Here is a 12,676-nt window from a genome sequence, read left to right as displayed (position 1 = left end):
GGCAGGGTCTGCCGTAGAAGCTAGCGTGACGCTAGGAGCCCGGACGCAAAATCACCTTGCGGCAATTGTCTTCTTTCTTGTCGAACATCTTGTAGCCCAGCGCGGCGTCCTCCAGCGGCAGCCGGTGCGAGATGATGACGTCCGGATGCAGCTTGCCCTCGCCGATGAATTCCAGCAGCTCGGGCATGAAGCGCTGCACGTGGGTCTGGCCGGCCTTGATGGTCAGCCCCTTCTCGAACAGGTCGCCGAACAGGAAGCCGTGGATGAAGCCCGCGTACAGGCCCGGCACGCTGACCGTGCCGCCCCGCCGGCAGGCCGCGATGCACTGGCGCAGCGCGGCGCCGCTGCTGCCTTCCAGTTTCAAATTGGTCATCACCGTTTCCACCGCGCTGCCCTTGGCCTCGAAGCCCACGGCGTCCACCACGCCGTCCACGCCGCGCGATCCGGTGTTCTCGATGATGTACTCGGCCGCGTCCACCTCGTCGAAATTGACGGGGATGATGCCGTAGGTGCTGCGGGCGAATTCCAGCCGGTAGGGATGGTGGTCCACCATGAAGATGCGTTCCACGCCCAGCATGCGCGCGGTGGCCGCCGCCATCTGGCCCACCGGTCCGCCGCCGTAGATGGCCAGGCTGCCGCCCTTGCCCACGCCCGTGTTCAGCACGGCCTGGTAGCCGGTGGGCAGGATGTCGCTAAGGAAGAGCACTTTCTCGTCCGGCAGCGCGTCCGGGATCTTGATGGGGCCGACGTTGGCCTTCGGCACGCGCACGTACTCGGCCTGCCCGCCCGGCATGCCGCCGTAGAAATGGCTGAAGCCGAACAGCGCCGCGCCGGAGCGCAAGCTCTTCTTGTTCATGATGGTGCCGCGGTCGGGATTGGTGGTTTCGCAGGCGGAGAACAGTTGGTGGTCGCAGAAGTAGCAGCTGCCGCAGGCGATTACGAAGGGCACCACCACGCGGTCGCCCTTGCGCAGCTTGGTCACCGACAAACCGGCTTCGACCACGATGCCCATGAATTCGTGGCCCAGCACGTCACCCTCGTGCATGCCGGGCACCTTGCCGCGGTACAGGTGCAGGTCCGAGCCGCAGATGGCGGTGGCGGTGATCTGGATGATGATGTCGTCCGCTTCCTGGATGACGGGGTCGGGAACGGTGTCGACGGAAACTTCGTGGGCGGAGTGATAGCAGAGTGCGCGCATTGTGGATCTCCCGACTGAGTTGTAAAAGGTGTGCCACTCAGTGTAGGAAGACCGCCGGGCGCGGCGTGTCGGCGCACGTCGCCCGGGCGTGTAGGAGCGGGCGACGCGCGCCGTTGTGTCAGGCGGCCCGCCCCGCCCGCTCGAGCATGGCGTGCAGCAGCACGTTGCAACCGGCCTCGAGGTGGTCGGCCCTGGCGTCCTCGATCTCGTTGTGGCTGATGCCGTCCTTGCACGGCACGAAGATCATGCCGGCCGGCGCCACGCGGGCGGCGTAGATGGCGTCGTGCCCGGCGCCGGACACCACGTCCATGGTCGAGTAGCCCAGCTTGGCGGTGGCGTTGCGCACCGCGTCCACGCAGTCCGGGTGGAAGGGGCACGGCGGGTAGTAGGACACGCGCTCGACCTGGATGCCCAGTCCCGTTTCCTGGCGGGTCCGCTCGACGAAGGCCAGCATTTCCTCGTGCATGGTGTTGAGCAGCGCGTCGTTCACGTTGCGCAGGTCGATGCTGAACTTGACCTCGCCGGGGATGACGTTGCGGCTGTTGGGGAACACCTGCACCATGCCCACCGTGCCGCGGCCGTACGGCGGGTAGCGGTTGGCGATGGCCACCACTTCCTGCATGATCCTGGTGGAGACCTGCATCGCGTCCTTGCGAAGGTGCATGGGCGTGGGGCCGGCGTGGGCCTCCATGCCCGTCACCGTGCAGTCGTACCAGGACAGGCCCATCACGGCGGGCACCACGCCGATGACCTTGTCGGCGTCCTCCAGCACGGGGCCTTGCTCGATGTGGGTTTCGAAGTAGGCGCCGATGGGGTGCTGGCCGGGGACCTGGTCGCCCTTGTAGCCGATGCGCTCGAGTTCCTCGCCGACCGTCTTGCCGTCCACGTCCTTGGCGGCGTAGGCGTGCTCCAGGGTGAAGGCGCCGCAGAAGACGCCCGAGCCCATCATCACGGGCACGAAGCGCGAGCCCTCCTCGTTGGTCCAGAAGGCGACCTCGATCGGGGCCTCGGTCCGGATGCCGCGGTCGTTCAGGGTGCGGACGACTTCGATGCCGGCCAGCACGCCGTAATTGCCGTCGAACTTGCCGCCGGTGGGCTGGGTGTCGATGTGGCTGCCGGTCATGATGGGGGGCAGGTCGTTGTTGGCGCCGTCGCGGCGCATGAAGACGTTGCCGATCTGGTCGACCGTGACGCTCATGCCGGCCTCCTTCGCCCAGCCGACCACCAGGTCGCGGCCCTGCTTGTCCAGGTCCGTCAGAGTCAGGCGCTTGACGCCGCCCTTGGGCGTGGCGCCGATCTTGGCCAGCTCCATCAGGGAGGACCAGAGGCGGTCGCCGTTTACTTTTATGTCGCTCATTGCTTGCTCCCTTTAAACCAACTGCGAATGCTGGGGACAGATTAGGTCTGTCCCTTCGGGATCGAAAGCAGCCCCACTGGGGCTACTTCCCCCCGGGTTTTGCCTCTGGTTTGAATTAACGTGCCGACACGGCGCTGAACGCCGGCCGGTCGATATGCCGCCCCGCGCCCTCCACCGCCGTCAGTTCGCCGTTGTGCCACACCACCTTGCCCGCCGCCACCGTGGTGGTGGGGATGCCGCGCACGGTGCGGCCCTCGAAGACGTTGAAGCCGCCCTTGGCGTGCTGGGTCTTGGCCGAGATGGTGCGCGTGCCTTCCGGGTCCCACACCACGACGTCGGCGTCCGAGCCCACCGCCACCAAGCCCTTGCGCGGGTAGATGTTGAAGATCTGCGCCGCGTTGGCCGAGGTCACCTTGACGAACTCGGACGGCGTCAACAGGCCCGCATTCACGCCCTTGTCCCAGATCACGGCCATGCGGTCCTCGACGCCGCCGCAGCCGTTCGGGATCTTCGTGAAGTCGTCGCGGCCGGCCGCCTTCTGCTCGGCGCAGAAGGTGCAGTGGTCGGTGGCGGTGGTGTGCAGGTTGCCGCCCCGCAGGCCGTGCCACAGCGCGTCCTGGTGGTGCTTGCCGCGGAACGGTGGACTCATCACGTGGGCCGCCGCGAACTCGAGGTCCTCGCTCTGGTACACGCTGTCGTCGATGATCAGGTGCCCGGCCAGCGCCTCGCCGTACACGCGCTGCCCGTTGGCGCGGGCGCGCGTGATGGCCTCCAGCGATTCGGCGCAGGACACGTGCACGATGTAGACCGGCGTATTGAGCACGCCCGCGATGGCGATCGCCCGGTTGGCCGCTTCCGCCTCCACGGCCGGTGGCCGCGACAGCGGATGCGAGCTGGGCCCGGTCAGGCCGCGCTTGATCAAGTCCTGCTGCAGCTGGTAGACCAGTTCCCCGTTCTCCGCGTGCACGGTGGGGATGGCGCCCAGCTCCAGCGCGCGGCGGAAGCTTTTCACCAGCGTCTCGTCGTCGGCCATGATGGCGTTCTTGTACGCCATGAAGTGCTTGAAACTGTTCACGCCGTGGTCGCGCACCAGCACGCCCATGTCGCGGTGCACGGTCTCGTCCCACCAGGTGATGGCGACGTGGAAAGTGTAGTCGCCCGCCGCCTTCTTGGCCCAGCCGCGCCACTGCTGGTACGCCTCGATCAGCGATTGCCGCGGATTCGGTATCACGAAGTCGATGATGGTGGTGGTGCCGCCCGCGAGGCCGGCGGCGGTGCCGGTGTAGAAGTCGTCCGCCGTCACGGTGCCCATGAAGGGCAGGTTCATGTGCGTGTGCGGATCTATCCCGCCCGGCATCACGTACTGGCCGCCGGCGTCGATCACGCGGGCTGAGGACGGCGCGTCCAGGTTTTCGCCGACGGCGACCACCTTGTCGCCGAAGCACAGCACGTCGGCCTTGAAGGCGCGGTCCGCGTTCACCACGGTGCCGCCACGGATAAGGATGCTCATGTTTGCTGTTCTCCTGGGGGTTGTTCCAAACTTAGCGTTGCGCGGCCGGACGCAGCGCCGGCGCGGCCTTGCCCTTCATCATGGCGCCATACACGGCCGCCGAGATGGCGATGCCGACGAACCACGCGTAGGTGTAAATGGTCTTGAACACGTCGCCCACGTCCGGGAAGGACGCGGGGAAGGCGGCGTTCAGGAAGCCGGGGATGTTGGGCACTACGCCGACCACGAAGGCGACGATGGCGGCCATGTTCCAGCCGTTGCCGTAGGAGTAGATGCCGTCCTCGCGGTACAGCTGCTCCACGTTCAGCTCCGTCTTGCGCACGAAGTAGTAGTCGATGATGAGGATGCCGGCGATGGGTCCCAGCAGCGCCGAGTAGCCGATCAGCCAGGTGAAGATATAACCCTGGGTTGATTCCAGCACCTTCCACGGCATCATCACCAGCGCGATGGAGGCGGTGATGTAGCCGCCCGCGCGGTAGCTGATGTGCCTGGGCGCCAGCGCGGAAAAGTCGTAGGCGGGGCCCACGAGGTTGGCGGCCAGGTTGACGCTGACGGTGTCGATCAGCAGCACCAGCAGCGCCACCAGCACGGCCACGCCGGTCATGCGGCTGGCCAGGTCGACCGGGTCCCAGATCGCCTTGCCGTACAGGACCACCGTGGCCGAGGTGACGATCACCGCCAGCGCGGCCAGCAGGCCCATGGGAACCGGCAGGCCGACGGACTGGCCGAGCACCTGGTCGCGCTGGGTCTTGGCGAAGCGGGTGAAGTCCGGGATGTTCAGCGCCAGCGTGGCCCAGAAGCCCACCATCGCCGTCAGCGAGGGCCAGAACGCGACCCAGAACTGGCCGGCCTTCTTGCCGCCCTCGACGAACTGGGAGGGCTGGTCCAGCAGCGGGCCGAAGCCGCCGGCCTTCTGGTAGACCCAGCCCAGCAGCACGAAGCAGATGACGATCTTCAGCGGCGCGGTGTAGGTCTCCAGTTTGCGGATGGCGTCCATGCCGTGCACGATGTACCAGAACTGGATGGCCCAGAAGGCCAGGAAGCACAGCAGCTGCATGCCGTTGATGCCGAGGCCGGCGATCTTTTCGCCGCCGATCTCGCCGCCCAGCGTCACGCCCATCAGCGTGTAGATCATCTGGCCGCCGAACCAGGTCTGGATGCCGTACCAGCCGCAGGCGACAATGGCGCGCATCAGCGCTGGCAGGCGCGCGCCGGCGGTGCCGAAGGAGGCGCGCGCCAGCACCGCGTAGGGGATGCCATACTTGGTGCCGGCGTGGCCGATGGCCAGCATCGGCAGCAGCACGATGGCGTTGGCCAGGAACACGGTGAACACGGCCTGGTAGGCCGACATGCCGCCCTCGATCAGGCTGGCCGACAGCGTGTAGGCGGGGATGCACATCACCATGCCGACCCACAGCGCGGCGAAGTGGTACCAGCGCCAGGTGCGCTGCGCCGCGCTGGTGGGCGCGAGGTCTTCGTTCCAGAGTTGGGTGCTACCGGACAGGTCTTTGCTCACTGCGGTTCTCCATGAGATGCAACAATTCGCTACGCCGGGTGCTGCAAACCGGGGACAGACCCGCGACCCGCGGCGCGAACCTACTCGTTGGCCTGCGGCGCGATGGGTCTGTCCCCATGGCCGCGCCGCTCGTCGTTCCCGCGCAGGCGGGAACCCAAGTACTGCTAAGCCGCCTTGACCTCCCGGCGCGGATTGCGCGGGTCCTGCGTCCAGTTCATATAGGGCATGCCGGTGTCCTGCGGCACCATGGTGATGCAGCCCTGCACCGGGCAGGTGATCTCGCACAGGTTGCAGCCCACGCATTCCTCCTTGATCACCTCGTAGGTCCGCACGCCCGCCGCGTCGATCAGTTGCGCGATGGACTGGTGCGAGGTGTCCTCGCAGGCGATGTAGCATTTGCCGCACTTGATGCAGGCGTCCTGGTTGATCTGCGCGATCACCTGGTAGTTCATGTCCAGGTATTTCCAGTCCGTGGTGTTGGGCACGGCCTTGCCCATGAAATCGGCGATGCTCTGGTAGCCCTTCTCGTCCATCCAGCGCGACAGCCCGTCCTTCATCTCCTCGACGATGCGGAAGCCATGCAGCATGGCCGCCGTGCAGACCTGCACGCTGCCCGCGCCCAGCGCGATGAACTCGGCCGCGTCCTGCCAGTTGCCGATGCCGCCGATGCCGGAGATCGGCAAGCCCTTGGTCTGCGGGTCGCGCGCGATCTCGGCCACCATGTTCAGCGCGATCGGCTTCACGGCCGAACCGCAATAGCCGCCGTGGGTGCTGGCGTTGCCCACCGCCGGGAAGGCCACCATGCGGTCCAGGTCCAGGTGGGTGATGGAGTTGATGGTGTTGATCAGCGATACCGCGTCCGCCCCGCCGTTGTGGGCGGCGCGCGCCGGCATGCGGATGTCGGTGATGTTGGGCGTGAGCTTGACGATCACCGGCAGCTTGGTGTGCTGCTTGCACCAGCGCGTGACCATTTCCACGTAGTCCGGCACCTGGCCCACGGCGGCGCCCATGCCGCGCTCCGGCATGCCGTGCGGGCAGCCGAAATTGAGTTCGATGCCGTCCGCGCCGGTGGCCTCGATCTTGGGCAGGATGTCGGCCCAGGCGGCCTCCTCGCAGGGCAGCATCAGCGAGACGACGATGGCGCGGTCCGGCCAGGCCTTCTTCACCTCCGTGATTTCCTGGAGGTTGATCTCCAGCGAGCGGTCGGTGATCAGCTCGATGTTGTTGAAGCCCAGGACTTCGCGGTTCTTGCCGTAGTGCGCCGAGTAGCGCGACGACACGTTGACGGCGGCCGGATCCTCGCCCAGCGTTTTCCACACCACGCCGCCCCACCCGGCCTCGAATGCGCGCACCACGTTGTACGCCTTGTCGGTCGGCGGCGCGGAGGCCAGCCAGAACGGGTTAGGCGATTTGATGCCGCAGAAGTTGATGCTCAGATCGGCCATTATGCAGCCTCCACTTTCGAAAGGATGTCTTGATGTATGGCCAGCGCGGCCAGTTTGCCGTGCTGCACCGCCTGCACCGTCAGGTCCTGTCCCGGCGCCACGCAGTCGCCGCCGGCGTAGATGCCGGGCACCGAGGTGCGGTAGTGGCTGTCGACATGGATCTTGCCGGCTTCGCGGTCCATGGTGGCGGCCATGGCGTCCGACAGCGAGGCCTCGTCCATGCTCTGGCCGATGGCCTTGAACACGGCGTCGGCCGGGATGTCGAAGGTGACGCCGGTGCCGACCAGGCGCTTGCCGTCGAGCGCGGTGTGCTCGAAGCGCATGCCGCACACGCGGCCGTCGCCGTCCAGCAGCACCTGCTGCGGCTGGGCCCAGGTGCGCATGCGCACCTGGTTGGCCTTGGCGATCTCCTGTTCGTGGTGGGTGGCGCTCATGTCGTCGAAGCCGCGCCGGTACACCAGCGTGACCTCCTCCGCGCCCAGGCGCTGGATCTGCACCGCCATGTCGATCGCGGTGTTGCCCGCGCCGATGACGACGGCGCGCTTGGGCACTGGAAGCTTGCTCAAGTCGTCGGCCTGGCGCAGTTCGGCGATGTAGTCGACGGCCGCCAGCAGTCCGGGCGCGTCCTCGCCCGTCAGTCCCAGCCGGCGCGACGCGCCCAGGCCCAGGCCGAGGAAGACCGCGTCGTACTGCGCGTGCAGGTCCTTCAGTTGCACGTTGTCGCCCAGCTTCTGGCCGTGGCGCACCTCGATGCCGCCGATGGCCAGCAGGAACTCGACTTCCTTGTGCGCGAAGTCCTCGGTGAGCTTGTACTTGGCGATGCCGTATTCATTCAAGCCGCCCGCCTTTTCGCGCGCCTCGTAGACCACCACGTCGTTGCCCAGCATGGCCAAACGGTGGGCGCAGGACAGGCCCGCCGGGCCGCCGCCGACCACGGCGATCTTCTTGCCGGTGGACGCGGCGCGCTGGAAGGGGTGTTCCGCGAAACGCATATTGTCGATCGCGTAGCGCTGCAGCAGGCCGATCTTCACCGGCTGGCCCTCGGCGTCGTGGTTGCGCACGCAGGCGTCCTCGCACAGGATCTCGGTGGGACAGACGCGCGAGCAGCTGCCGCCCAGGATGTTCTGCTTCAGGATGCCGGCGGCGGCGCCGTTGACGTTCTTTTCGTGGATGTTGCGGATGAAGCTCGCCACATCGATCTCGGAGGGACAGATGCGGGTGCATGGCGCGTCGTAGCAATACAGGCAGCGCGAGCTTTCGATCGCCGCCTGGCGCGCGTTGAGGGCGGGCGCCAGGTCGGTGAAGTGTTCGCCCAACTCGGCGTTCGTGGCTTTCGGCTGCGGTAGGTGTGTGAGTGAGGCTATCATCTTGTTATCCCTGCTTGGATTGAGCTAAAACCAGCGGCAGAATCTGGGGTCAGACCCCGTGGGTCTGACCCCGGCCCTTCGGTTCAGGTTTTCCGTTCACTTCATCTGTGGAAATGCAAATTCCGCGCCAGCGCTGGCGGTGTTGGGCCAGCGCTGCATCACGGCCTTGTGGCGCGTGTAGAAACGCACGCCCTCCGGGCCGTAGGCGTGATGGTCGCCGAACATGCTGCGCTTCCATCCGCCGAAACTGTTGAAGGCCATCGGCACCGGCAGCGGCACGTTCACCCCCACCATGCCGACCTGGATCTGGCGCACGAACTCGCGCGCCACGCCGCCGTCGCGCGTGAACACCGCCACGCCGTTGCCGAACTCGTTGCGGTTGATCAGCTCCACCGCGTGCACCACGTCCGGCAGGCGCACCACGCACAGCACGGGGCCGAAGATCTCCTCCTTGTAGATCGTCATGTCCGGCGTCACGTGGTCGAACAATGTGCCGCCGACGAAGAAGCCGTTCTCGCGGCCGGGCACCTTGTAGTCGCGGCCATCGACCACCAGGGTCGCGCCCTGCTCCACGCCTTCGCCGATCAGGCGTTCGATGCGCTGCTTGGCGGCGGCCGTGACGACCGGCCCCATTTCGGCGTCCGCCGCCATGCCGTCGCGTACTTTCAGTGCGGCGGTGCGCTGTTTCAGTGCGCCTATCAGCTTGTCGCCGGCGTCGCCGACGGCGGCCACCACGGAGATCGCCATGCAGCGCTCCCCGGCCGAGCCGTAGGCCGCGCCCATCAAGGCGTCCACCGCCATGTCCATGTCGGCGTCCGGCATCACCACCATGTGGTTCTTGGCGCCGCCCAGGGCCTGCACGCGCTTGCCGTTGGCGCTGCCGCGCGCGTAGATGTATTCGGCGATCGGCGTGGAGCCTACGAAGCTGATGGCCTGCACCACCGGATGGTCCAGCAGCGCGTCGACGGTGACCTTGTCGCCCTGGACCACGTTGAACACGCCGTCGGGCAGGCCCGCCTCTTTCAGCAGCCTGGCGTGCAGCAGCGAGGGAGACGGATCGCGCTCGGAGGGTTTCAACACGAAGGTGTTGCCGCAGGCGATGGCGACCGGGAACATCCACATCGGCACCATCACGGGGAAGTTGAACGGCGTGATGCCGGCCACCACGCCCAGCGCCTGGCGCATGGACCATGCGTCGATGCCGCGCGCGATCTGGTCGGTGAATTCGCCCTTCAGCAGTTGCGGGATGCCGACCGCGAATTCCACCATCTCGATGCCGCGCGCCACCTCGCCTTGGGCGTCGCTGAAGGTCTTGCCGTGTTCGCGCGTCAGCATGGCGGCGAATTCGTCGGTGTGCTGCTGGCACAGCTGCAGGTACTTGAACAGCACGCGCGCGCGCGTCAGCGGCGGCGTGGCGGACCAGGACGGGAAGGCGGCGGCGGCGGCCTGCACGGCCGCGTCCACGTCCTCCACCGTGCCCAGCGCCACGCGGGCGACGGGCTCGCCCAGCGCCGGGTTGTACACGTCACCATAGCGGCCGCTTTGCGTGTCGATCTTGGCGCCGTTGATGAAGTGGGTGATGGTATCCAGATTACTCATGATCTTCCTTGGTTCTGTTCATGCCAACAAAGTGTCGGCCGCTACATAGGGATAGCCGAGGTCCCGCGCCACCGCTTCATAGGTGACGTGGCCGCGGCATACATTCAGGCCGTTCCTCAGGTGGGGATTCTGCATCGCCGCCTTCCAGCCCTTGTCGGCCAGCGCGACCGCGTGGGCGATGGTGGCGTTGTTCAGCGCGAAGGTCGAGGTGCGCGCCACGGCGCCCGGCATGTTCGCCACGCAGTAGTGCACCACGCCGTCCACCACGTAGGTGGGCTGTTCGTGCGTGGTGGCGTGCGAGGTTTCGAAACAGCCGCCCTGGTCGATGGCCACGTCCACCACCACCGCGCCCTGCTTCATGCGCGAGATCATGTCCTTGGTCACCAGCTTGGGTGCGGCGGCGCCGGGCACCAGCACGCCGCCGATCACGAGGTCCGCCTCCAGCACGGCTTCCTCGATGGTCTGCGCGTTCGAGTACAGGGTGGCGACGCGGTTGCCGAACACCAGGTCCAGCTGGCGCAGCCGGTCAACGCTCTTGTCCAGGATGGTCACTTTCGCGCCCATGCCGACCGCGATCTGCAGCGCGTTGGTGCCGACCACGCCGGCGCCGATGATGGCCACGTTGCCCGGCGCGACGCCGGGCACGCCGCCCAGCAGCAGGCCCATGCCGCCCTTGGATTTCTCCAGGTGCGCGGCGCCGGCCTGGATGGACATGCGGCCGGCCACCTCGCTCATCGGCGCCAGCAGCGGCAAGCCGCCGTTGGGGCCGGTGATGGTCTCGTAGGCCACGCACACCGCGCCGGACTTCACCAGCGCCTTGGTCTGTTCGGGGTCCGGCGCCAGGTGCAGATAGGTGTACAGGATCTGGTTCTCGCGCAGCATCGCGCATTCCTGCGGTTGTGGTTCCTTCACTTTCACGATCATCTCCGCGCGGGCGAAGATTTCGGCTGCCGTATCGATAATCGTCGCGCCGGAGCTTGCGTACATCGCGTCGGTCAGACCGATGGCCGCGCCCGCGTTTTTCTGCACCAGAACCTGGTGGCCACGCAGGGTGAGCTCTTTCACGCTGGCCGGGGTGAGGCCTACACGCGACTCTTGATTTTTGATCTCTTTCGGTACGCCTACTAGCATCATCGTCTCCTTGATTTTTAAACCAACCGCAGAAACCGGGGTCAGACCGCTAGGGGTCTGACCCCAGCCCTTCGGTTCAGGTTTTCAGTCGAGATTCCTCAGTACCTTGGTCAACTTGCCGAACAACTCATCGATGTGCTTCTTCTCGAACACCAGCGGCGGCGAGAGCGCGATGATGTCGCCGGTGGTGCGTATCAACACGCCGTCCGCGAAGGCCTTCTTGAAGGCGCTGAACGCGCGCGCGCCGGGCTTGCCCTCGATGGGCGCCAGCTCGATGCCGGCGATCAGGCCGATGCTGCGGATGTCGATCACGTGCGGCAGGCCTTTCAGCGAGTGCACCGCGTCCGCCCAGTATTCCTGTATGCCCTGGGCGTGCTCCAGGATGTTCTGCTCCTTGAACACCTCCAGCGTGGCCAGCGACGCCGCGCAGGCGACCGGGTGGCCGGAATAGGTGTAGCCGTGGAACAGTTCGATGCCCGGTGGCGCCTCCATGAAGGCGTCGTGGATGAAGGCCTTGGAGAACACGGCGCCCATCGGGATCACGCCGTTGGTGAGGCCCTTGGCGGTGGTCATCATGTCCGGTTCGACGTCGAAGTAGTCGGTGGCGAACGGCGTCGTGAGGCGGCCGAAGCCGGTGATCACCTCGTCGAAGATCAGCAGGATGCCATGCTTGGTGCACAGCTCGCGCAGGCGCTTCAGGTAGCCCTTGGGCGGTATCAGCACGCCGGTGGAACCGGCCACCGGTTCCACGATCACGGCGGCGATGGTGGAGGCGTCGTGCAGGGCGACGATGCGTTCCAGCTCGTCGGCCAGGTTGGCGCCGTGTTCCGGCTCGCCGCGGGTGTAGGCGTTCTTCTCCAGGTTGTGGGTGTGCGGCAGGTGGTCCACGCCGGGCAGCATGGCGCCGTAGGGCTTGCGGTTGCCGGCGATGCCGCCCACCGAGATGCCGCCGAAGCCCACGCCGTGGTAGCCGCGCTCGCGGCCGATCAGGCGGGTGCGGCCGGCCTCGCCGCGCGCCTTGTGGTAGGCCAGCGCGATCTTGAGCGCCGTGTCCACCGCCTCGGAGCCGGAGTTCGTGTAGAACACGTGGCCGAAGCGGTGGTTGGTGTACTCCATCAGCTTCTCGGCGAGGTCGAAGGCGGCCGGATGGCCCATCTGGAAGGTGGGCGCGAAATCGAGTTGGCCGATCATCTCGCGCACGGCGGCGACGATTTTCGGCTGGGCGTGGCCGCACGGCACGCACCACAGCCCGGCGGTGCCGTCCAGGATGGCGTTGCCGTCCACGTCCTTGTAGTACACGCCCTCGGCGGATACCAGCAGACGCGGGTTGGCCTTGTAGTCGCGGTTGTTCGTGAATGGCATCCAGAATGAGGACATGGATGCTGGTCTGGCTTCGTTCATGCACATCTCCTTTTTTTACAGACCGTAAAAATCTTTACCAGTTGGCAAAATGATGATGCAATAATAGACAGCGGATTAACTATGGCACAGATACACAATCAGCAAAACCTGCCAACCGTACTGGTCACAAAAACGATACAGTTTTATGCGGA

Annotated in this window: 9 protein-coding genes; all 9 read right to left on the bottom strand. The window is 66.3% G+C overall.

Annotated features, from left to right (window positions below; translation table 11 throughout):
- Nucleotides 1-31: 31 nt before the first annotated feature.
- The 9 genes from BM436_RS01910 to aptA all read right to left on the bottom strand — a co-directional run bounded on the left by BM436_RS01910 (nucleotide 32) and on the right by aptA (nucleotide 12,524).
- The gene (locus BM436_RS01910) at nucleotides 32-1,198 is read right to left on the bottom strand and encodes a zinc-dependent alcohol dehydrogenase (RefSeq protein WP_093552880.1); all 1,167 of its coding nucleotides are present in this window, start codon (nucleotides 1,196-1,198) and stop codon (nucleotides 32-34) included.
- A gap of 118 nt (nucleotides 1,199-1,316) precedes the next feature.
- Nucleotides 1,317-2,555: a Zn-dependent hydrolase gene (locus tag BM436_RS01905; protein WP_093552878.1), complete on the bottom strand. Its 1,239-nt coding sequence runs from the start codon at nucleotides 2,553-2,555 to the stop codon at nucleotides 1,317-1,319.
- 115 nt (nucleotides 2,556-2,670) lie between these two features.
- Nucleotides 2,671-4,065: a dihydropyrimidinase gene (gene hydA / locus BM436_RS01900; RefSeq protein ID WP_093552876.1), complete on the bottom strand. Its 1,395-nt coding sequence runs from the start codon at nucleotides 4,063-4,065 to the stop codon at nucleotides 2,671-2,673.
- Nucleotides 4,066-4,096: 31 nt separating this feature from the next.
- Nucleotides 4,097-5,581, bottom strand: a complete 1,485-nt coding sequence (locus BM436_RS01895) for an NCS1 family nucleobase:cation symporter-1 (protein WP_093552874.1) — start codon at nucleotides 5,579-5,581, stop codon at nucleotides 4,097-4,099.
- Between the two features lie 164 nt (nucleotides 5,582-5,745).
- Nucleotides 5,746-7,026 (bottom strand): NAD-dependent dihydropyrimidine dehydrogenase subunit PreA, encoded by a 1,281-nt coding sequence (preA, locus tag BM436_RS01890; RefSeq protein WP_218164795.1) that lies wholly within the window; start codon nucleotides 7,024-7,026, stop codon nucleotides 5,746-5,748.
- The gene (locus BM436_RS01885; protein WP_093552872.1) at nucleotides 7,026-8,393 is read right to left on the bottom strand and encodes an NAD(P)-dependent oxidoreductase; all 1,368 of its coding nucleotides are present in this window, start codon (nucleotides 8,391-8,393) and stop codon (nucleotides 7,026-7,028) included. Before BM436_RS01885 ends, preA begins: the two co-directional genes overlap by 1 nt.
- 96 nt (nucleotides 8,394-8,489) lie before the next feature.
- Entirely contained in the window at nucleotides 8,490-9,992 is a 1,503-nt protein-coding gene (locus BM436_RS01880) for a CoA-acylating methylmalonate-semialdehyde dehydrogenase (RefSeq protein ID WP_093552870.1), read from the bottom strand.
- A gap of 18 nt (nucleotides 9,993-10,010) precedes the next feature.
- On the bottom strand, nucleotides 10,011-11,123 hold the full coding sequence (gene ald / locus BM436_RS01875) for an alanine dehydrogenase (protein WP_093552868.1): 1,113 nt from the start codon (nucleotides 11,121-11,123) through the stop codon (nucleotides 10,011-10,013).
- 84 nt (nucleotides 11,124-11,207) lie between these two features.
- The gene (gene aptA, locus BM436_RS01870; protein WP_093552866.1) at nucleotides 11,208-12,524 is read right to left on the bottom strand and encodes an omega-aminotransferase AptA; all 1,317 of its coding nucleotides are present in this window, start codon (nucleotides 12,522-12,524) and stop codon (nucleotides 11,208-11,210) included.
- Between the last annotated feature and the right edge of the window lie 152 nt (nucleotides 12,525-12,676).

The sequence above is a fragment of the Pseudoduganella namucuonensis genome (assembly GCF_900116645.1).
Taxonomy (GTDB): domain Bacteria; phylum Pseudomonadota; class Gammaproteobacteria; order Burkholderiales; family Burkholderiaceae_D; genus Rugamonas; species Rugamonas namucuonensis.
The sequence above is the reverse complement of the archived record's forward strand: the minus strand, read 5'-3'. Positions and strand labels throughout refer to the sequence as shown.

Coding starts and splice junctions, on each gene's coding strand:
- BM436_RS01910 (WP_093552880.1), bottom strand. CDS start 1,198: ATGCGCGCACTCTGCTATCACTCCGCCCACGAAGTTTCCGTCGACACC.
- BM436_RS01905 (WP_093552878.1), bottom strand. CDS start 2,555: ATGAGCGACATAAAAGTAAACGGCGACCGCCTCTGGTCCTCCCTGATG.
- hydA (WP_093552876.1), bottom strand. CDS start 4,065: ATGAGCATCCTTATCCGTGGCGGCACCGTGGTGAACGCGGACCGCGCC.
- preA (WP_218164795.1), bottom strand. CDS start 7,026: ATGGCCGATCTGAGCATCAACTTCTGCGGCATCAAATCGCCTAACCCG.
- BM436_RS01885 (WP_093552872.1), bottom strand. CDS start 8,393: ATGATAGCCTCACTCACACACCTACCGCAGCCGAAAGCCACGAACGCC.
- BM436_RS01880 (WP_093552870.1), bottom strand. CDS start 9,992: ATGAGTAATCTGGATACCATCACCCACTTCATCAACGGCGCCAAGATC.
- ald (WP_093552868.1), bottom strand. CDS start 11,123: ATGCTAGTAGGCGTACCGAAAGAGATCAAAAATCAAGAGTCGCGTGTA.
- aptA (WP_093552866.1), bottom strand. CDS start 12,524: ATGAACGAAGCCAGACCAGCATCCATGTCCTCATTCTGGATGCCATTC.